Source organism: Enterococcus sp. DIV0358 (assembly GCF_051713465.1).
In the GTDB taxonomy this organism is placed as follows: domain Bacteria; phylum Bacillota; class Bacilli; order Lactobacillales; family Enterococcaceae; genus Enterococcus; species Enterococcus faecalis.
In genome coordinates, this window is sequence record NZ_JBIOPX010000001.1 from 1,238,682 (window position 1) to 1,260,977 (window position 22,296).

Below are 22,296 nucleotides of genomic sequence, written 5' to 3' on the forward strand. Positions count from 1 at the left end.
GTCCCGAAGAGTATTTTAAGATTTGGTTATTTCGTGATAAGTTATACGCTTGTACTTATTTATTGGCATCTAAGGTAACTTTTTCATCTGCTGTAGTCGTTTTAACATCTACTGTATAAACAAGTTTGTTGTTATTTTTGGTTAACTTCCAAGTCAAAATACGTGGAGAAAGTCCTCCAACTTCTTTTTTTGCTTTGGCTAAGACGTCGTTAACAGCGCCTAATTCTTTGACTTCAGCAGCTGAAAAGGCTGTCTCGTTTTCGCCAAGTTGATTTGCTTCAGTATTTTTGGTGACTTTTCCTGTTTCAGGATTCACGTAAAGTGTTTCTGTATCGTTGGTAAAGATATAGCTGTAGTCACTTTCTGGTTTTGTATCAAATTGGACATTTACTAATGGTTTGCTGTTGCCGGCTTCTTTTTCGTAGATTTCAGCAGCTTGCTGCAAACTAACTTTGTACTTTGTATCCGTGACGGCATCTTTTCCTACGCCGCAACTAGCTAAAATAAAAATAGCTCCTAAAAGTGAAAAAAATAGTAAAAATGGTTTTTTTAACATGAAATTACCTCGTTTCCTTTTATTAAGTATTCACAATCACTTAGTATACGGAGGTTTTATAAGAAATACAAATAAAAAACAATCCTTTAAGAGAAATTAAAGGATTGTTTTTTTGTTATTTATTCTGCACGTAAAGCAACTGCCGCATCTTTTTTCGCTGCCATTCGGGCAGGAATATGGCCACCAATCATGGTTAAGATTGTGCTAATTACAATCAAAATAATACCGTGAATTGGATTTAAGGTGGCAACATTTTCTAAATCAGTCAGGTTATAGAGTACTGCGTTAATCGGAAATGTTGCGAGAAAAGCAATCACAACACCAAGAATGCCAGAGGCAACACCTAAAATAGCAGTTTCGGCATCAAACACCCGGGTAATATCTTTTTTACGAGCTCCTAACGCTTTCAGGATACCGATTTCTTTGGTTCGCTCAATGACAGAAGTATAGGTGATGATTCCAATCATAATCATACTTGTAACAAGGGAAATCCCAGCAAATGCAATCAGCACATAGGTGATGGCATCCATTAAACCACCTGTTAAGCGGGTCATTGTTCCAGCTAAATCAGAATAGATGATTTGGTCTTTTTTATCTTTTCCTTTGTTATAAGCATCTAAATAATCAAGAATTTTATCTTTTGATTTGAAATCGTTTGGATAAATCATAATACTTGAAGGAATTTCATTCGCTCCTAAATAAGACAACAGGTTTTCTTTCGCGGAAGCATCTAATGTTTCGTTAGTCATAACGTTAGTATTGCTGGCTTCTTGCGCTTTAACAATGTCAGAGGTTTTGTTTTTGGCAATCATATTAGTTGAAAGTGCATCGCTATAAGCAATTCCAGGTGCTAATAGATTCATTGTTGAAGAATCTTTAATTCGCAAAATCCCTGAAATTGTTAATTCAGTATTTTCTGGGTTATCGTAAACAGCTTGCAAATCTTGGTTAGGAATGAAGTTGCCTGTCGGTAATTTGGTGTAAAATGCATTATTATTGGCTAATTTCATTTTTGTGCCAACAATGTCTGAAAAGGCAATCTTTTGATTATCTTTCACGTCAAAGCCAAGATTTTTTAAAGCATTAATATTGGTGGTATTGTTACTATCGACGATTAAAACGACATCGGTTTCTTTTTCTGGATAATTTCCTTCAAGCAACGAGTAATTGTCTTTTAAGAAATTGTTTTTTCCATTTTCTAGTTGTTTAGGAAAAGCAGAAACGCCGACGCCAGTTTGGGCGGCCATCATAGAAGCCATCGCGTTTGATTGGCCGTCGGGTGCATCGTTTGAAAATTTGACAGTTTGTGCTTTCCCGTTGATTTCTCTTAATAAGTTCATATTGACTAGACGAGTATAGCCGATATTATTACTTAATTCAGGATCAATGTGATTGACATAGTCAATAAACTTTTGATCAATTAAATTCGTGTGTTGCGCACGGTCCGCATCGCTAATTTTAGCAGTCACTTCTTTTTCTTTCGGGAAGGTCCCTTTTTTGTCCTGATTATTGAAACTTTCTGGATCTTGATCGGTCGCTATTTTAGAAATGGTAATCGGAAATTGCGCTAACGTTTCCGACTGAGTTTTATCAATTTGTCTCTGGAATCCTGTTGAAAGAGAAAGGACAATCGCGATACTGATAATCCCGATACTTGAAGCAAAGGCGGTTAAAAAAGTTCGCCCTTTTTTAGTGCGGATATTATTAAAAGACAAACGCAGCGCAGTCGTGAATTTCATTTTGGTGCGTTTCAATTCGAAAGGTTCTTTTTTTTCATGTTCAATATGAGGACGCGAGTCATGACGAATTTGGCCATCTGAAAATTCAATAATTCGATCAGCGTATTCGTGAGCTAATTCAGGATTGTGGGTCACCATAATAACTAATTTTTCTTTCGAAAGTTCTTGGATAAGTGCCATAATTTGCAGGCTGGTTTCTGAATCCAATGCACCAGTTGGTTCATCACAAAGTAAAATATCGGGATCATTAGCTAAAGCGCGAGCAATGGCAACCCGTTGCATTTGACCGCCAGATAATTGGGAAGGTTTTTTATGGATATGGTCCTTCAAACCGACACGGATGAGTGCATCTTCGGCTTTTTGGCGTCTTTCTGCTTTTGAAATACCACTCAGTGTCATACCAAGCTCGACATTATCCAAAATCCCTTGATGACTAATTAAGTTGTAACTTTGAAAAATAAAACCAATTGAGTTATTCCGATAAGCATCCCAGTCGGCTTCTTTAAAATTTTTTGTTGATTTGCCGTTAATGATTAAGTCACCAGAATCGTAATTGTCCAATCCGCCAATCACATTCAACATCGTCGTTTTACCAGAGCCGCTGGGACCCAGAATGGCTACAAATTCTTGTTTTCGAAAAGCGACAGAGACGCCATCTAAAGCTTTAGTGGTCGTTCCGCCGACAGTATAATATTTTTTTATCTCTTTGAGTTCTAGCATATTTTTCGCATCCTTCTTCCAATTTATCAACAACACAACCTTAAGTTAGTGTATAACGTAACATAATAGTTAACAAAAATCAATCATTACCATTTGATAATCAAGTGAATTTAGTATACACTAGGTGGGAAACGAGGGAGAACATATGGATAAAGAGAAGCATTCATCAAATTTAGATATTAGTGTCTTTACTGAAATTTTTTCATATATGAGCCAATTGCTTTTTAAAGACCTAGACTTGGAGGATCTAAAATTAACAAAGTTAGACATGTTAATTTTATTAATTGTGGCAACGAATGAAGGAATCAGTATGACAGAGTTAGCCAACCAAGTAGGAACGTCGAAAGTTCAAGTGAGTCGCTCTATTGCGGGGTTAGAAGAACGAGCGATTGTTCAACGTCGCCATAATCAAGAAAATCGCCGCATGGTTAATGTTTATACGACAAAAGAAGGCGAGAAGCTCTTTAAACAAAAAGAAAATCAAGTAAAACAGCAACTATCTGAAACGCTTAGTGTTCTTTCGTTAGAGGATTATCAAGAAGTCAATCAACACTTTTTGGCGGTCATGAAAATTTTGTCCAATTATCAAGCGCTACGAAGAAAAACGTGTAAGGAAAACAACGCCAAAAAATAAAAAACATCGTTTGGCTATAAACCAAACGATGTTTTTTTCTAGCCTTTGACAGAGCCGGAAGTCACGCCTTCTACATAGAAACGTTGCATTAATATAAATAAAATAGTAATTGGAATGGCAATTAGCACACATCCTGCTGTAAAAGCCATGAATAGTGAATTGGCTGTTGATTTGGTCATCATCGAAAAGAGACCAATCGCAACGGTGTAATTTTCAACTTTATCACCCATAATAACTTTTGCGAAAATAAAATCCATCCAAGGGCCCATGAAGGCGGTTAAAGAAGTATAGACAATAATTGGTTTCGACAATGGCAACGTAATTTTTGTGAAAATTTGCCACTTGTTGGCACCGTCAATCATAGCCGATTCGTCTAAAGCCATCGGAATGGTGTCGAAGAACCCTTTGGCGATGTAAAAACCTAGCGCCGAGCCTGCAGAGTAAACCAGAATTAAAGCGAATAAACTTTCAGTTAAATTTAAGGCTTTTAAAATATAGTAAACGGCAATCATACTCATAAAACCAGGGAACATATTTAAAACGAGCGCCACTTTTAAAAATGGTTTTCTTAAGCGGAAACGCAACCGTGACAGCGCATAAGCCATTGCGATTGTAATAAAAGTTGATAACAGACAGCTTGCGATGGAAACGAACAAGGTGTTCAAAAACCAACGGACAAAGGGGAAGTTGCCAGTCTGATTTGTTAATAATACTTTATAGTTTTCTAAAGTGAATGTTTTGGGAATGATATAGGGAACAAATGCACCGCCTTCGCCACGAAAACTTGTTAAGATAATCCACACAATGGGGAACATCCAAAAAACTGCTAAAATGGTTAGAATGATGTAAACGCTGGTAAGTGCAGTGCGTTGTTTTTTCTGGTAACTTTTTGCTTTAGCCATAAGTTACGCCTCCTTAAATGAATTCGTCCGTGTATAGGCAATTAAACTGAAGACTGCGGAGAGAATGAAGATTAAAATACCAATCACAGAGGCTAAATTGTAATCCATTGTATCGACAGTCAATTTGTATAGCCAGGTAACTAAAAGGTCAGTTGAGCCTGCACCGTAGAAGTTAGAATTGGCTGGACCACCGCCTGTTAATAGATAAATGACATTGAAGTTATTGATGTTGCCGATAAACTGTTGAATCAGCGCCGGGGTCATCACAAATAGAATTTGTGGAAATGTAATACTTTTAAAAATTTGCCATTTATTGGCGCCGTCAATTCTAGCAGCTTCGATTTGATCTTCAGGGAGATTTTGGATAATCCCTGTAGAGATTAACATCGTAGCAGGAATACCAATCCACATATTGACAACAATAATGGTTAATTTTGCCCAATTCGGATCTGTTAAGAAGGGGATAGAAGAATCGATTAAGCCCCAGTTTAACAACAGAGCGTTGATAGGTCCGGAACCATTTAAGAGGTTTCGCATAATTAAAAGTGAAACAAACGGAGGTACGGCCATCGTGATGACAAAAATAGTCCGCCAAAACGCTTTATATTTTAAGCCTTTTGTATTGATAAGCAAGGCTAAAATGATTCCAAAAAAGAAACAAGTTGCGGTTGCAAAAACAGCCCAAATCAAGGTCCAGCCAAGTACTGGAAAGAACGTTGAAGCCATATCGCCTGTGATTACATTACCTAAATTTGCCAATCCAACCCAAGTAAAAAGGTTTTTCGGTGGCAAATGGTTATGGTCGTAGTTGGTAAAGGCAATGGAAATCATATATAACAACGGCAAGATGGTAAAGAAAAGAACGCCTAGTAAGGGAATCGTCATTAAAGTTGCATGGAAACGTTCGTTTAACAAGCTACGTAAATCATCCATAGTTGTTGGAATTTTTTTGCCGGCTGTCTTTAATTCATATAGGTGACGGGCGCTTTTTAAATTGATTACATATAAAATGATTAGCGATAAACAGACTAAAATTGCTGCAATTCCGAATAATAATAAGAGCATTGAATTATCGCCTTCTTTTAGAACTTCAATCCCTAAAGAATCATCATATACTAATCCTTGCTGTTGGGTCCCTAGGGTTCCTAGCATCATTAATGCGTGGAAACCATTACGGATTAACCAATAGATAAAGCCAATTTCAGCTGTTAAAAAGATGATTCCCTTTAACCACTGCTTGTTGGCGAAGTTTGCAGCACCCATAACTAAAAAAGATAGTTTTGTAGCGAAGTCGCCTTTTTTAAAGACCTCTCGAAATGACGTCTGGGCTTTCTTTTTCTTGAACATCTTCGTTCACTCACTTTCTACTTAAATAAAAAAGATAGAGGAAATGGGACAGCAGATTGAAGCTCGTCCCATTTCTTTACTCTTTTTATTCTTTTGCTTCTTTTGATGTGTCTTGGACTAATTTATCTAATTTTGCTTGATAATCCGCAGGTTTGATATTGCCTTTGTACGTATCATTGATCACTGCATCCATCGCAGGCCAGAATGAAACGATTTCTGGGATTTTTGGCATTACCACAGAGTGAGTTGGTTGCGCCATTTCTAAGATAGCTTTTGCAACAGTATCTTGTGTGATTTCTTCGTTTGTTTGTAATTTTTTGTTTGAAGGGACAAAACCGATTTCTTTGAAGTAAGTCATTTGTGATTTTTCACTTGTTAAATAGTTTGCTAATGTCATTGCGGCCAATGGTGCTTGTGTTTGTTGGTTGACAGCAAAACTACGAACGCCCAAGAAAGCTTTCATTTGTTTTTCTCCATTGCCAAAATCAATGGTTGGATAGGCAGCAGCCCCCATTTTGTCGCCAAGAGCTTTTTCTACATCGTTTTTAGACCAAGGACCAGAAAGGAAGGCATCCGTTTTGCCAGAACCTAGATTAGACAATGCTTCTGTATTTGATTGGATCACACCAGGATTATTTTTTTGATCGGCAATCCATTGTAATACTTCTATACCTTGTTGGTTATTAAAGTTGGTACCTTTTGGATCTTCGCCATTTTCACCATATAAGTAATCGCCGTTACTCATAAATAGAGGACCGAAGATATAATTTGCGCCATCTTCGCCAAAATTGGTACCGATTTTGCCTTTTTCAGTTAAAGACTTCCAAGTTTTGATTTCCTCTGGAGAATACGTATCTTTGTTATAATAAAGAACTTGTGACTCTACGGCATAAGGGTAGGCATAGACTTTGTCTTTCCAAGTGACCCCTGCAACTGCTGAGTCGATATTGTTTTCTTTGACTTCTTTTTCATATTTTGTGTTAGGGTAAATCAGACCAGCTTCTGCCATTTGACCAATTTGATCATGTGGCATCATGAAAACATCTGCGGCAGCTTTAGGATCTTTTGCAATGTCTTTTTTAGCATCTGCCGAATTTCCAGCAGTTAAGTTAACTTTAATATCGGGGTTTTCTTTTTCAAAATCGGCGACAACTTTTTTAAAGACGCCCATATATTCAGTATCAACCCATAATTTTACGTCACCAGCTGCTTTATTTGCTGAACCGCTTTCATTTTCAGCTTTCGTTTTTTCTGCACCACCACAGGCAGTAAGTAAAACCGCGGAAGCACTTAAAAGGATACCGCCCATTAAAATCTTTTTCCAATTCGCTTTCATTTTTGAACCCTCCAAAAATTATTTTTTACAAGTCTTATTATGCAACCGATTGCGGAAATAATCAAGTGTTTTTCATCGAGAAAGTTAAAAAAGTTTTTTTGTTATAAATAACATGCTGTTTATTTAAAGTGGTGTATACCACTAATTAAGCATTTTAAATAAAAAAATAAAAAAGGGTATACAAATGCAATCGTTTGCGCTAAAATGTGTTCGAGTATTAGAAAATACACGAAAAGCGACAATTAAAGGAGAGAATTAAATGAACACTGCTGCAATCTACCATCGTCCAGAAAGTGAATTTGCTTATCTTTATACAGAAGAAACCATGCATATTCGTTTGCGTACGGCAAAAGGCGACATTGCCTCTGTCCGATTAATGCAAGGAGATCCTTATCTTTTAGGAAAAGAAAAGTGGTACCAACAGTCGTTAACCATGGAGAAGTTAGTATCTACGGAGTTATATGATTACTGGTTTATTGCATTAAGTGCAAAATTTAAACGCCTTTCATATGCTTTTACTTTAGTAGGGGCGGATGGCTTGACGGCGTTTTATGGCGAACACGGCATTTATCCTTTAGAAGAAAAGTATTTAGCGATGGCGAATAATTATTTTCGGATGCCGTATTTTCATGAAATCGATCGTTTTAAAGCACCTGAATGGGTAAAAGAAACGGTTTGGTATCAAATATTTCCAGAGCGTTTTGCAAATGGTGATCCCGCCAATGATCCTGAAGGGACGTTGCCGTGGGGATCTAAAAGACCAGATCGACAAGATTTTTTTGGTGGGGATTTGCAAGGGGTGCTAGATCATCTTGATTACATTGAAGATTTAGGTGTTAACGGCTTATATTTTTGCCCAATTTTTGAAGCGTTTTCTAATCACAAATATGATACGATTGATTATTTAAAAATTGACCCAGCTTTTGGTGATGGCGCTATCTTTAAGCGTTTAGTCGAAGAGTGTCATCGACGGGGCATTAAGATTATGTTGGACGCCGTTTTTAATCATATGGGGGACACTTCCCCTCAATGGCAAGATGTGTTAAAAAATGGCCAGGACTCAATTTATGCCGATTGGTTCCACGTAAATGAGTTTCCAGCTAGCTATGAAGAAAGTGCTGATTTTGAAGAAGCAAGCAACATTACCTATGATACTTTTGCATTCACTCCGCATATGCCTAAATTAAATACAGCAAATCCAGAGGTGCAAGCTTATCTTTTAGAAATTGCTCGTTATTGGATCGAGGAATATGATATTGACGCCTGGCGTTTAGATGTGGCAAACGAAGTGGATCATGCGTTCTGGAAAAAATTCCGGCAAACATGTGATGACGCAAAAGAAGATTTTTATATTTTAGGAGAAATTTGGCACTCGTCGCAAAGCTGGCTCCAAGGAGACGAATTTCATGCAGTGATGAATTATGCATACACAGATGCGATTATGGGCTACTTTGTCAAGCAAGAACTGTCCTTGGAAAAGATGCTTTCTGAAATGAACAACCAGTTAATGCTCTATCGACAACAAACGAATCAAATGCAGTTTAATGTTTTAGATTCCCACGATACACCACGCTTATTGCATGAAACGAAAGAGGATAAAGAGCTGATGCGCCAAGTATTAGCGTTTACGTATATTCAACCAGGCGTCCCTTGTCTTTACTATGGTGATGAAATTGGTATGACAGGTGATATGGATCCTGATTGTCGTCGTTGTATGGTTTGGGAGGAAAATCAGCAAGATTTGGATTTGAAGGAATTTGTAAAATCATTGATTGCCCTTCGCAAAAAGTATGCGGCTGTTTTTTCTGGTGGAACAATCGATTGGGCAGGAACTTCTTTTGAAACGGGGTTGATTAGACTCGCTTGTCGTTTGGAGGAACAAACGATCTATGGGATTTTTAATACTGGCCAAGAGACACAATTTGTTGATAGAACTGATCGAGAAGTTTTGCTAAGTTCTTCTATCGAAATTGCTTCAGAACAGATAATGGTTTTACCAAAAGGTTTTCTTTTATATCAAGCATAATAATTAAGCAAAGGAATGTGAAGAAGAATGGAAAAACATTGGTGGCAAGAAGTCGTGGTTTATCAGATTTATCCTCGCAGTTTTAAGGATAGCAATGGAGATGGCATTGGAGATTTACCAGGAATTATTGAAAAACTGGATTATTTGGAAACGTTAGGCATTGGGGCTATTTGGTTATCACCAGTTTATCAATCACCCAATGATGACAATGGTTATGACATTTCTGATTATGAAGCGATTATGACAGAGTTTGGGACGATGGCGGATATGGATCGTCTAATTGAGGAAGCGAAAAAGCAAAAGATTGAAATTATTATGGATTTAGTTGTTAACCATACGTCAGATGAACATCGTTGGTTTATTGAAGCGAAAAAAAGCAAGGAGAACCCCTACCGAGACTATTATGTATGGGCTGATCCTGCTTCAGATGGCGGTGTGCCTAACCGATTGAAATCTGCCTTTTCGGGTTCGGCGTGGACGTTTGATGAAGCGAGTGGGCAATACTATTTGCATTTGTTTAGTAAAAAACAACCAGATTTAAATTGGGAAAACCAACAAATGCGTCAGTCGGTTTACGAGATGATGAATTTTTGGATTGATAAAGGAATTGGCGGTTTCCGTTTAGATGTAATTGACTTAGTGGGTAAAATTCCAGGAGAAGAGATCACCGCGAATGGGCCTCATTTACATCGTTATTTACAAGAAATGAACGCCGCGACATTTGGCGGCAAAGAGCTGTTAACTGTAGGTGAAACATGGGGGGCCACACCTGAGATTGCAAAAATGTACTCTAGTCCAGAGCGTCATGAATTATCTATGATTTTTCAGTTTGAACATATGAGCTTGGATCAACAACCAGGTAAAGAAAAATGGGATCTTCAGCCAATGGAAGTTGCCAAGTTGAAACAGGTTTTTGCAAAATGGCAAACAGAATTAGGAAATGATGGCTGGAATTCTTTGTTTTGGAATAACCATGATTTACCGAGAATGATTTCACGTTGGGGAAATGATCAGGAATATTGGTTGGAAAGTAGTAAGTTATTCGCTATTTTACTGCACATGATGAAAGGCACACCTTATATTTATCAAGGGGAAGAAATTGGTATGACCAATACGCCGATTACAGATATTCGTGAAGCGCGGGACATCGAAACGATTAACATGTACCATGAGTATCTAGAAAAAGGATATTCTAAAGAAGAAATTTTGCTGAAAATTAATACTAAAGGTCGTGATAATGCACGCCGGCCTATGCAGTGGACCGCTGAAAAAAATGCGGGCTTTACGACTGGTACACCTTGGATTGATGTTAATCCCAATTATCAAACGATTAACGTCGCTGCTGCTTTGGCAGATAAAAATTCACTATTCTATACGTACCAAGAAATGATTCGTTTGAGAAAAGAACATCCTTTAATTGTTTGGGGCAACTTTGAATTGCTAGAAACAGTGGACGAAGTGATCAGTTTTTATCGTACCTATGGTGAGGAACGCTGGCTTGTTGTAACAAACTTTTCTGACAAAGTTCAGCCATTTTCTGCAGACGTTCATGTAGAACAAGTAATGATTGAAAATATGCCGACAGATGTCACTGCTTTAGCAGACTATTCGTTAGCGCCTTGGCAAGCATTTGTTGTGAAAGTGAGTCAATAAGATGGAACAATGGTGGAAAAATGCTGTCGGTTATCAAATTTATCCTCGGAGTTTTAAAGATAGCAACGGGGATGGCATTGGTGATTTGCAGGGAATTATTGAGAAATTACCGTATTTAAAAGAACTAGGGGTCGATTTTTTATGGTTAAATCCGATTTACACTTCGCCAAACGTTGACAATGGTTATGATATTGCGGATTATCAAGGGATTCAGCCAGAATTTGGTACGATGGAAGATTTTCAAGAACTTTTGGACCAAGCGCATCAATTAGGTTTGAAGATTATTCTTGATTTAGTGGTCAATCATACAAGTGATCAACATCCGTGGTTTGCTGAAGCGAAAAAAAGTTTAGATAATCCGTATCGTGAGTATTATTTATGGGCCGATGCGACACCAGATCGTATGCCGAATGAATGGCAAAGCTTTTTTGGTGGCTCGACTTGGACGTATGACGAGGGTACAAAGCAAGCATATTTTCATGTGTTTGCAAAAGAGCAACCTGATTTGAACTGGAAAAATCCTAAAGTTCGTGAAGAGATTTATGCGATGATTCGCTGGTGGTTAGATTTGGGAATTGATGGTTTCCGATTGGATGCGATTAGTCATATCCAAAAAGAACCTTGGGATTTTAAAATTACCACGAATCCGTGGGCTCCCTTTATGAATGTAAAAGGCATTGAAGACTATATGCTAGATTTGAAAGCTATTTTTGCTGAGTATGACATCATGACAGTGGGGGAAGCTAGCGGCGTTTCAAGTAAAAAAGCGGTGGAATGGACCAATGATGCGGGCTATCTGAATATGATTTTTGAATTAGAGCACAATGTTCGAGAAGGAAAGCCAGGAGAAGAACGGTTAAATATTTTAGGCTATAAAAAAGTAATGGCTCGCTGGCAAAAGCATTTAGGGACAGAAGGCTGGAATGCATTATATGTAGAAAATCATGATAATCCCAGAATCAATTCAATTTTAGGCAATGAAACCTCTCATTCTGCTAAGGCGATTGGAACAATCACCTTGCTCTTGCGAGGAACGCCGTTTATTTATCAAGGACAGGAAATCGGCATGGTTAATTATCCGTTTCAACAGATTGACGAGTTAGATGCTAAAGATTCCCATAACCATTATCGTTTGCTTATAGAAAATGGCTACGATGCGAAACAAGCATTGAAAGAAGTGGCGCATTGGACGCGGGACCATTCGCGTACGCCTATGCAGTGGACGAATCAAGAGGCAAGTTCATTCACCTCGGGGCATCCGTGGTTAGCAATTCATCCCAATTTCAAAGAAATAAATGTGGCTGACCAAGAAACGGATGCGCAATCCGTGTTGAATTATTATAAAAAGTTAATTGCGCTGCGGAAAGAAAATCCAGTCTTTACAGATGGACAGTTTGAACTATTAGCGCCCAATCATCCGTCTGTTTTTGCTTTTTTAAGAAAAACAACTGAGGCAACAGCGTTAGTGATTGTCAATTTAAGTGGAGAAAAGTGCCAATTTGACTTGCCGAATAAATTACTAGGCAGAAAGTGGCAACAATTGTTAGGGAATCAAGATTTTACGGTGAATAAACGGATGCAGTTAGCACCTTATCAGGCAGGCGTATTCCAATAACTGATTTGTTCTATAACGAGTGCAAAAGGCTTACTTTTAAGTGGGGCTCTTGCACTCGTTTTTAGGAACTTCAACAACCGAGAGACTTCATAAATAATTGAATTTTTGCAGAAATGCGTTATACTTACTTTGGGTAAGTTATTTAATTTTATGAAAGTAGGGGGAAATGATGCCGAAAACACGTGTAGAAGCATTTACAGATGCAGTCATTGCGATTATTTTAACGTTGTTAATTTTAGAATTAAAAATTCCTGAAAAAGCAGATTGGTCTGCTCTGACCCAATCTGGACACAAAATCATTATTTATTTAATTAGTTTTATTACTTTATTAATTTATTGGAACAATCATCATCATTTATTTCAAAGTGTCCGTAAAATTGATGGACGTGTCCTTTGGATGAATAATTTTTTAATTTTGACGTTGACGTTTTTCCCGTTTGTTACTGGTTGGGTAGGTGAACATCCGTTTTCTTGGCCGCCACAAGCTTTGTATGGCTTAGTAGTATTAGGAGCTGATGTTGCTTATTATCTAGTGGTGCGGGCATTGATTCAGGCAAATGGGCCCAAATCCGAAGTACAACGTTTGTTTGGCCACTATCCAAAATTAACGCTTTCGATTGTGTTGAATATTATTGCGTTGATTGTGGGTAAAATGGTAGCGCCAATCGCTGTCCTGATTATTGATACGATTGTTTTAGTCATGTGGTTTATTCCTGAGCGAAAAGCAGAAATAAAGGAAATTTTAAAGTAGTCATTTTTTATTTATAACAAAAAAGTCATAAATCTTTTGACAAGAATGTCAAACTCCTCTATTATAAGAAGTGGATAAAAACTGAATAATTGTTAGGTGAGGCTCCTATTTGGACAAATGCTGCTGCCGCGAAAGGATCGAGAGACCCTTAGTTGGTTGAACAGGAATAATCGTGAAGGTTATTCATAATGTAGCTGATACATGTTATCTACGCCCTATAGTGCTAAAGCTCAACGATAGAGAATCTTATTTAAAGATGGTATTTTGGGACGTACTCTATTGTTGAGTAGGTCCTTTTTTGTGTGTTTGGCAAAAAAACAATTATTCACTGGAAGTATAAATAAGAAAAAGAAAGGATGACTGTCATGGAAGACCCTGGAAGTGAACAGAGAAACAAAATACAGTCACCAACGAAAGGAGAAGATTTTAGCGCTCTTTTCGGCAGGTGACCACAACCTTGGAGGAAAAGAAAATGATGAACAAAAAAACAATGGATATGAGAAAAGCAACCAAAGATCAAGAATTACGTAAATTGGCGTTGCTTTCTGAACGGGAATTAATGATGGAATTACGGACATCTGAAAAAGGACTCTCGAATGAAGATGCCGAAAAAAGATTAGAGGAATTTGGACCAAACGAAGTTTCTGCACAAAAGCCAACCCCAGCAATTATTTTATTTTTAAGTGCATTCAAAGATCCATTTGTCTATGTCTTAGCCTTATTGATGGTCGTTTCAACTTTAACGAAAGATTTCGAAGCCGCTATCGTGATGGGCGTGATGATTTTAGCCAGTGTCTTGATTGCTTTTATACAAGAATATCGTTCTCAAAAAGCGAGTTTGGATTTAAAAGAATTAATTGAAAATACCGCTGCAGTGACACGGGAAGGGATTACGAAAGAAATTCCAATGGACGAAATTGTTCCAGGAGACATTGTAACTTTAGCTACAGGAGACATGATTCCTGCAGATGCCGTGTTGATTTGGACCAAAGATTTATTCGTTAATCAATCGTCGCTAACAGGCGAATCCATGCCCGTCGAAAAATTTGTGGATGCAGGTGTAGATCGTCAACAAACAGAGGTTTCTGCATTAGATATGCAAGACCTAGTGTTTATGGGCACAGATGTCTTGAGTGGACAAGGAAAAGCGATTATTTTAAAAACTGGGCAACATACATTTTTTGGTGATATTGCTAAAAATGCTACAACACAACGAGGAAAAACTAGTTTTGACTTAGGCTTAGCAAAAGTCAGTAAGTTTTTATTACGAATGGTAATGATTTTGTTTCCAATCGTTTTCTTGATTAATGGTTTAACTAAAGGTGCTTGGGGCGAAGCGTTTTTCTTCGCGATTGCCGTTGCAGTTGGTTTAACACCAGAAATGTTGCCAATGATTGTTACGAGTAACTTAGCCAAGGGTGCATTATCCTTATCGAAACATAAAGTCATTGTTAAAGAATTAGCGGCTATCCAAAATTTGGGTGGTATGGATGTGCTCTGTACAGATAAGACTGGAACGATTACCGAAGATCGTGTAGTTTTGGTTCAACATTTGAATCCATTAGGTGATTTGAGTGACGAGGTTCTAAATTTAGCCTACTTAAATTCTTCTTATCAAACAGGTTGGAAAAATTTAATGGATATTGCCGTTATTAATTTTTATGAAGAGCATCAATGGAAAACGCCGTTTAAAAATGTCACTAAAATTGATGAAATTCCTTTTGATTTTTCCAGACGCCGCTTAACGGTTGTCGTGAATGCAGATGATCATCAATTGATGATTACGAAAGGCGCCGTGGAAGAAATGGAAGAAGTGTGCACGCATGCGCAAATTAATGGCGAAATTGTACCATTAAGCAGTGCTGTACGAGAAGAACTACGCCGAGTGAATGTTCAAATGAACAAACAAGGGATGCGTGTGTTAGCGGTAGCTGTAAAAAAAGATGTCCATAAAGAAGCAGTTTATTCAGTTGAAGATGAAAAAGAGATGACATTGATTGGGTTTATGGGTTTTCTTGATCCAGCAAAAGAGTCAGCCGTCAGCGCTATCCGCTCCTTACATGAACATGGTGTCAACGTGAAAGTGCTAACGGGCGATAATGACATTGTCGCCAAAAAAGTCTGTAAAGATGTAGGTATTGAAGTTTCCCATGTGTTATTAGGTTCTCAAATTGAAGCAATGACAGATGAAGAGTTGCGGGCGCAAGTAGAAGAAACTAATTTATTTGCCAAATTAAATCCGATGCAAAAATCTAAAATTATTGAATTGCTACAAGCAAAAGGTCATACGGTTGGTTTTATGGGGGATGGCATTAATGATGCACCGGCATTACGAAAAGCTGATGTGGGCATTTCAGTAGATACTGCAGCTGATATTACTAAAGATGCTAGTTCGATTATTTTACTGGAAAAAAGTTTAAATGTACTGGAATCTGGTGTGATTGAAGGACGAAAAGTATTTAGCAATATGATGAAATATATTAAAATTACCATCAGTTCTAATTTTGGGAATGTCTTTTCAATTTTAGTAGCCAGTGCCTTTTTACCATTTCTACCAATGCTTTCCTTACAACTCTTGATTCAAAATTTGATTTATGATGTGGCTCAGTTGACAATTCCTTGGGATAATGTCGATGAAGAAGAGTTATTAAGCCCTGTTCGTTGGGAAACGAACGGACTAGCGAAATTTACAGTATGTATTGGCCCGGTAAGTAGTATTTTCGATATTCTAACGTATCTTGTCATGTGGTTTGTGTTTAGCGCCAATAGTTTGGCCACTCAACATTTATTCCAAACAGGTTGGTTTATGGTGGGACTTGTTAGTCAAACGTTAGTTGTTCATATGGTCCGGACGCGGAAAATACCATTCATTCAAAGTCGTGCGTCAATGCCTGTGATGTTAAGTAGTTTAGGCGCAATTTTACTCGGTTTCCTGATTGTAGCAACGCCTATAAGAGAGGTTTTTGACTTTGTGAAACTTCCGGCTAACTACTGGCCATGGTTCTTTGGAATCATCATTGCGTACATGTTAACTGTTGAAGTAGCTAAACGTTTATATATTAAAATTACCAAGGAATGGATTTAGTAAAATCTACTGAAAGAGAAAAGAATTTGCTAAGCTGTATTACTCGTTTTGCGAAAATTTGGTGATTTTAAGCAATGAATGTTCGTGATAAAACCTAAGGTAAAGTATTTGGCAAAAAAACGAGCCAAAAAAAATAAAAATTAACGAAAAAAACTTTGTTCTCTAAAAAATAAAAAACCGCATGCTGAGTAGGTTACTCGGCTGACGGTTTTTATTTTTTGGTTTTTTCAAGATAATTTTCATGAAAACGCAAAGTTCGGAAATCAGATTACTAGCCAGCTCGGGGATGAGAGAGCTCGAATTAATAGAACTGTTATATAATATTTTCAAAATAGAATATAACAGTTAGGAGAAAAATAGTACAGAAGAAGTGTGGAACAGAAACCGTTTTCTTGTTTGTGAAAATTATCACTAAACCGCAAAAACATGCGGTTTTGCTCTTTTGTGAAAAAATGAAGAAATTAGAGTTTTTTTCTTGCGCTTTTTCGAATTTAGTGATAATTTGTTAAGTGTAGTCGATAAAAAGTAATACAGTTTCGCACTCTGTTTTACTTTTATCGAAATTAAAGAAACGTAATAGAGAGGATTGTGTGACAAAATGGCAAAGGCTAAGAAACAAAAACCTATTGACTTTAAAGAGCTAATGGCTAAAGTCGACGCTGATTTCCCAACTTTCCAAATCTTGGATCAAGATGGAAAAATTGTGAATGAAGATTTAGTACCTGATTTATCGGATGAGGAATTAGTTGAATTAATGACACGCATGGTTTGGTCTCGTGTGTTAGACCAACGTTCTACTGCATTAAACCGTCAAGGACGCTTAGGATTCTTCGCACCAACAGCTGGACAAGAAGCAAGCCAATTGGCAAGTCAATTTGCAATGGAAAAAGAAGACTACTTACTACCAGGTTACCGTGATGTACCTCAATTAGTACAACATGGTTTACCATTAAGAGAAGCTTTCTTATGGTCTCGTGGTCACGTAGCAGGGAACTACTACGCGGAAGATTTAAATGCATTACCACCACAAATTATCATTGGTGCTCAATACATCCAAGCAGCTGGTGTTGCTTTAGGATTGAAAAAACGTGGAAAAGAAAATGTTGTCTTCACTTATACTGGTGACGGCGGTTCTTCACAAGGGGACTTCTATGAAGCAATTAACTTTGCTGGTGCTTACCAAGCAAACGGTGTCTTCATTATCCAAAACAATGGTTTTGCGATTTCTACACCTCGTGAAAAACAAACAGCGGCTAAAACTTTAGCTCAAAAAGCTGTTGCAGCAGGAATTCCTGGTATTCAAGTTGATGGTATGGATCCATTAGCAGTTTACGCAATTGCAAAAGAAGCACGTGATTGGTCAGCTGCAGGAAACGGTCCAGTTTTAATTGAAACATTAACCTATCGTTATGGTCCACATACTTTATCTGGAGACGATCCAACACGTTACCGTTCAAAAGAAATGGATGACGAATGGGTACAAAAAGATCCATTGACTCGTTTCCGTAAATATCTAACAGATAAAGGCTTATGGTCTGAAGCAAAAGAAGAAGAAATTATTGAAAAAACAAAAGAAGAAATCAAAGTAGCGATTGCAGAAGCGGATAAAGCGCCAAAACAAAAAGTTTCTGATTTCTTGAAAAATATGTTTGAAGTTCAACCTCAAACAATTAAAGAACAAATTGCATTTTATGAAGCGAAGGAGTCGAAATAAAAATGGCACAAAAAACTATGATCCAAGCAATTACAGATGCCTTAGCTCTTGAATTAGAGAAAGACGAAAATGTCTTAATCTTCGGTGAAGACGTTGGTAACAACGGTGGGGTTTTCCGTGCAACTGAAGGTTTACAAGAAAAATTTGGTGAAGACCGCGTCTTCGATACACCTTTAGCTGAATCTGGTATCGGTGGATTGGCTTTCGGTCTTGCCTTGCAAGGTTACCGTCCTGTTCCTGAAATCCAATTCTTTGGTTTCGTTTTTGAAGTATTTGACGAAATCGTTGGTCAAATGGCTCGTACGCGTTACCGTATGGGTGGAACTCGTAATATGCCAATTACTGTTCGTGCCCCATTTGGTGGTGGTGTTCATACACCAGAACTTCACTCAGATAACTTAGAAGGATTAATCGCACAATCACCAGGTGTTCGTGTTGTTATTCCATCAAACCCTTACGATGCAAAAGGACTATTAATTTCATCTATTCGTAGCAACGATCCAGTTGTTTACTTAGAGCACATGAAATTATACCGTTCATTCCGTGAGGAAGTGCCAGACGAAGCTTATGAAGTGCCTTTAGATAAAGCGGCTGTAACTCGTGAAGGAACAGACGTATCAATCATCACTTACGGCGCTATGGTTCGTGAAGCGATTAAAGCAGCTGATAGCTTAGCGAAAGACAATATTTCAGCAGAAATCATTGACTTACGTACAGTGGCTCCTTTAGATGTGGAAACAATTATTAACTCTGTTGAAAAAACTGGCCGTGTGGTTGTCGTTCAAGAAGCACAAAAACAAGCTGGCGTTGGCGCTATGGTTGTTTCTGAAATTTCTGAACGTGCCGTATTATCATTAGAAGCACCAATCGGACGTGTATCTGCTCCAGATACAATCTTCCCATTCGGACAAGCAGAAAATATCTGGTTACCAAATGCGAAAGATATCGAAGCAAAAGCTAGAGAAATCGTCGAATTTTAATAGTTATTCGAAGTAGATAAACGAAGAATTAAACAGGTGGAATACGGCTATAGGCATGAAATGTTCAGCTACTATAGTCGTTTCCCCGCGTTTTGCTCCTAAGAAAATAGACAGATCCAACGAAGAAGGGAAGACTTAAAAAATGGCTTATCAGTTTAAATTACCGGATATCGGTGAAGGGATTGCCGAAGGCGAAATCGTTAAATGGTTTGTAAAACCTGGCGATACAATCAACGAAGACGATACGTTATTAGAAGTACAAAATGACAAATCAGTGGAAGAAATTCCATCACCAGTAACAGGTACTGTAAAAAATATCGTTGTACCAGAAGGAACAGTTGCAAACGTTGGTGACGTGTTAATCGAAATCGACGCACCTGGTCACGAAGATAACGATGCAGCACCAGCAGCTCCTGCACAAGAACAAACACCAGCACAACCTGCTGCTGTACCAACAACCAAAGCAGCTGGCGGATTTTTCCAATTCAAATTACCAGACATCGGTGAAGGAATTGCCGAAGGCGAAATCGTTAAATGGTTCGTTAAAGCGGGCGACACAATTAATGAAGATGATTCATTATTAGAAGTACAAAATGACAAATCAGTAGAAGAAATTCCATCACCAGTAACAGGTACTGTAAAAAATATCGTTGTACCAGAAGGAACAGTTGCCAATGTGGGTGACGTGTTAGTTGAAATTGACGCACCTGGTCATAATTCAGCAGCACCGGCAGCCGCAGCACCAGCTACTGACGCTCCTAAAGCGGAAGCATCAGCTCCAGCCGCTTCAACAGGCGTAGTTGCAGCCGCTGATCCAAACAAACGCGTTTTAGCAATGCCATCTGTTCGTCAGTATGCGCGTGAAAAAGACGTTGATATTACACAAGTAACTGCAACTGGTAAAGGTGGCCGTGTCATTAAAGCGGATATTGATGCCTTTGTTTCTGGTGGCTCTCAAGCAGCACCAGCTACTGAAGCTGCCGCAACAGAAGCAGCACCTAAAGCGGAAGCAGCTGCACCTAAAGCAGCGCCAAAAGCCTTTACTTCTGATTTAGGCGAAATGGAAACACGTGAAAAAATGACACCAACACGTAAAGCAATTGCTAAAGCAATGGTTAACAGCAAACACACTGCTCCTCACGTAACATTACATGATGAAGTAGAAGTTTCTAAATTATGGGATCACCGTAAGAAATTTAAAGATGTTGCTGCTGCAAATGGTACAAAATTAACATTCTTACCATACGTTGTAAAAGCATTGACTTCAACTGTTCAAAAATTCCCAATCTTGAATGCATCAATCGATGACGCAGCACAAGAAATTGTTTACAAAAATTACTTTAACATTGGTATCGCTACTGATACAGATCATGGCTTATATGTACCAAATGTTAAAAATGCTAATACGAAGAGCATGTTTGCTATCGCTGATGAAATCAACGAAAAAGCAGCATTGGCTATCGAAGGTAAATTAACTGCACAAGATATGCGTGATGGTACAATCACAATTAGTAACATTGGTTCAGTCGGTGGCGGCTGGTTTACACCAGTAATCAACTACCCTGAAGTTGCTATTTTAGGCGTTGGTACAATTGCACAAGAACCAGTTGTTAATGCAGACGGCGAAATCGTTGTGGGACGCATGATGAAATTATCATTAAGCTTTGACCACCGTATCGTTGACGGCGCAACTGCTCAAAAAGCAATGAACAACATTAAACGCTTATTAGCTGATCCAGAATTACTATTAATGGAAGGATGATTAACAAATGGTAGTAGGAGATTTCGCCATTGAACTAGATACAGTCGTAATCGGAGCTGGTCCTGGAGGATACGTTGCCGCAATTCGTGCCGCAGAAATGGGTCAAAAAGTTGCGATTATCGAACGTGAATACATCGGAGGCGTTTGTTTAAACGTTGGATGTATTCCTTCAAAAGCTTTAATTGCTGCTGGACATCATTACCAAGAAGCACAAGATTCTTCAACTTTTGGTGTAACAGCTAAAGGAGTCGAATTAGACTTTGCAAAAACACAAGACTGGAAAGATAACACAGTTGTAAAATCATTAACAGGCGGCGTTGGCATGTTATTGAAAAAACACAAAGTAGAAATTATTGAAGGCGAAGCATTCTTCGTTGACGAAAATACATTGCGTGTTATTCACCCAGACTCAGCACAAACTTACTCATTCAATAATGCTATTGTAGCAACAGGTTCTCGTCCAATTGAAATCCCAGGATTCAAATTTGGCGGACGCGTGTTAGATTCTACAGGCGGTTTAAACTTAAAAGAAGTTCCTAAAAAATTCGTTATTATCGGTGGCGGTGTCATCGGTGCTGAATTAGGTGGCGCTTATGCTAACTTAGGTTCAGAAGTAACAATTTTAGAAGGTAGCCCATCAATTTTACCAACTTATGAAAAAGATATGGTTAAAGTTGTCACAGACGACTTCAAGAAGAAAAACGTAACAATCGTGACTTCTGCAATGGCTAAAGAAGCTGTTGACAATGGTGATAGCGTCACTGTTAAATATGAAGTTAACGGAAAAGAAGAAAGTGTTGAAGCAGATTACGTAATGGTCACTGTTGGACGTCGTCCAAACACAGACGACTTAGGCTTAGAACAAGCGGGCGTTGAAATTGGCGAACGTGGTTTAATCCCAGTTGACAACCAAGGACGTACTAACGTGAAAAACATCTTCGCAATCGGCGACATCGTACCAGGTGCTGCGTTAGCGCATAAAGCAAGCTACGAAGCAAAAATTGCTGCTGAAGCAATTTCTGGTAAGAAAGTTGCAGTTGATTACAAAGCAATGCCAGCTGTTGCCTTTACTGATCCAGAATTGGCAAGCGTTGGTATGACTGTTGCAGAAGCAAAAGAAGCGGGAATCGAAGCAAAAGGCTACAAATTCCCATTTGCTGGTAACGGCCGTGCAATCTCTTTAGATAAAACTGAAGGATTCATGCGTTTAGTTACAACTGTAGAAGACAATGTCATCATCGGTGCACAAATTGCCGGTGTCGGTGCAAGTGACATGATTTCTGAATTAGCTTTAGCTATTGAATCTGGCATGAATGCAGAAGACATTGCTTTAACAATCCACCCACACCCATCATTGGGCGAAATTACTATGGATACAGCTGAATTGGCTTTAGGTTTACCAATTCATATTTAATAGTATCACTTTGTCGCACGACAGATATAATGCGCCTTTTGCACTTGTTGCATTAGCCACAG

General features: G+C 38.3%; 15 protein-coding genes and 1 riboswitch. Of the genes, 10 read left to right on the forward strand and 5 right to left on the reverse strand.

What is annotated here, in order from left to right; translation table 11 throughout:
• Positions 1-55: 55 nt before the first annotated feature.
• Both camE and IGK70_RS06170 read right to left on the reverse strand, forming a co-directional pair.
• Positions 56-556 carry a plasmid sex pheromone cAM373 precursor gene (gene camE, locus IGK70_RS06165; protein ID WP_002366593.1) on the reverse strand — a complete coding sequence of 167 codons (501 nt, stop codon included), beginning with the start codon at positions 554-556 and terminating at the stop codon, positions 56-58.
• A 119-nt stretch (positions 557-675) separates the two neighbouring features.
• Positions 676-3,015 carry an ABC transporter ATP-binding protein/permease gene (locus IGK70_RS06170; protein ID WP_104855511.1) on the reverse strand — a complete coding sequence of 780 codons (2,340 nt, stop codon included), beginning with the start codon at positions 3,013-3,015 and terminating at the stop codon, positions 676-678.
• A gap of 124 nt (positions 3,016-3,139) precedes the next feature.
• Here IGK70_RS06170 and IGK70_RS06175 point away from each other — a divergent pair, with 124 nt between their 5' ends.
• A complete protein-coding gene (locus IGK70_RS06175; RefSeq protein ID WP_162783005.1) occupies positions 3,140-3,649 on the forward strand; it encodes a MarR family winged helix-turn-helix transcriptional regulator in 510 nt (169 codons plus the stop codon).
• A 38-nt stretch (positions 3,650-3,687) separates the two neighbouring features.
• Here the strand turns inward: IGK70_RS06175 and IGK70_RS06180 are convergent, their stop codons facing one another.
• The 3 genes from IGK70_RS06180 to IGK70_RS06190 form a co-directional block, all read right to left on the reverse strand.
• The gene (locus IGK70_RS06180) at positions 3,688-4,551 is read right to left on the reverse strand and encodes a sugar ABC transporter permease (RefSeq protein ID WP_002360454.1); all 864 of its coding nucleotides are present in this window, start codon (positions 4,549-4,551) and stop codon (positions 3,688-3,690) included.
• 3 nt (positions 4,552-4,554) lie between these two features.
• The gene (locus IGK70_RS06185; protein ID WP_002357775.1) at positions 4,555-5,898 is read right to left on the reverse strand and encodes a carbohydrate ABC transporter permease; all 1,344 of its coding nucleotides are present in this window, start codon (positions 5,896-5,898) and stop codon (positions 4,555-4,557) included.
• Between the two features lie 85 nt (positions 5,899-5,983).
• Complete coding sequence (locus tag IGK70_RS06190) at positions 5,984-7,234, reverse strand: extracellular solute-binding protein (RefSeq protein ID WP_002395113.1); 1,251 nt, start codon at positions 7,232-7,234, stop codon at positions 5,984-5,986.
• Positions 7,235-7,493: 259 nt separating this feature from the next.
• On the opposite strand from IGK70_RS06190, the gene IGK70_RS06195 reads away from it, so the two are divergent.
• The 9 genes from IGK70_RS06195 (at position 7,494) to lpdA (ending at position 22,234) form a co-directional block, all read left to right on the forward strand.
• Positions 7,494-9,260 (forward strand): glycoside hydrolase family 13 protein, encoded by a 1,767-nt coding sequence (locus tag IGK70_RS06195; protein ID WP_220421796.1) that lies wholly within the window; start codon positions 7,494-7,496, stop codon positions 9,258-9,260.
• A 27-nt stretch (positions 9,261-9,287) separates the two neighbouring features.
• On the forward strand, positions 9,288-10,913 hold the full coding sequence (locus IGK70_RS06200; RefSeq protein ID WP_104855514.1) for a glycoside hydrolase family 13 protein: 1,626 nt from the start codon (positions 9,288-9,290) through the stop codon (positions 10,911-10,913).
• 1 nt (position 10,914) lies between these two features.
• Positions 10,915-12,528, forward strand: a complete 1,614-nt coding sequence (locus IGK70_RS06205) for a glycoside hydrolase family 13 protein (RefSeq protein WP_104855515.1) — start codon at positions 10,915-10,917, stop codon at positions 12,526-12,528.
• 169 nt (positions 12,529-12,697) lie between these two features.
• A complete protein-coding gene (locus IGK70_RS06210) occupies positions 12,698-13,279 on the forward strand; it encodes a TMEM175 family protein (RefSeq protein ID WP_104846120.1) in 582 nt (193 codons plus the stop codon).
• 81 nt (positions 13,280-13,360) lie between these two features.
• Positions 13,361-13,528, forward strand: a riboswitch (M-box (ykoK) riboswitch).
• Between the two features lie 223 nt (positions 13,529-13,751).
• Positions 13,752-16,364 carry a magnesium-translocating P-type ATPase gene (gene mgtA, locus IGK70_RS06215; protein ID WP_002413922.1) on the forward strand — a complete coding sequence of 871 codons (2,613 nt, stop codon included), beginning with the start codon at positions 13,752-13,754 and terminating at the stop codon, positions 16,362-16,364.
• 598 nt (positions 16,365-16,962) lie between these two features.
• On the forward strand, positions 16,963-18,078 hold the full coding sequence (pdhA, locus tag IGK70_RS06220) for a pyruvate dehydrogenase (acetyl-transferring) E1 component subunit alpha (RefSeq protein WP_002357768.1): 1,116 nt from the start codon (positions 16,963-16,965) through the stop codon (positions 18,076-18,078).
• Positions 18,079-18,080: 2 nt separating this feature from the next.
• Positions 18,081-19,058 carry an alpha-ketoacid dehydrogenase subunit beta gene (locus IGK70_RS06225; protein WP_002357767.1) on the forward strand — a complete coding sequence of 326 codons (978 nt, stop codon included), beginning with the start codon at positions 18,081-18,083 and terminating at the stop codon, positions 19,056-19,058.
• Between the two features lie 142 nt (positions 19,059-19,200).
• Positions 19,201-20,820 carry a dihydrolipoyllysine-residue acetyltransferase gene (locus IGK70_RS06230; RefSeq protein ID WP_104855516.1) on the forward strand — a complete coding sequence of 540 codons (1,620 nt, stop codon included), beginning with the start codon at positions 19,201-19,203 and terminating at the stop codon, positions 20,818-20,820.
• A gap of 7 nt (positions 20,821-20,827) precedes the next feature.
• Positions 20,828-22,234: a dihydrolipoyl dehydrogenase gene (gene lpdA, locus IGK70_RS06235; RefSeq protein WP_002357765.1), complete on the forward strand. Its 1,407-nt coding sequence runs from the start codon at positions 20,828-20,830 to the stop codon at positions 22,232-22,234.
• The last annotated feature ends 62 nt before the right edge of the window (positions 22,235-22,296 follow it).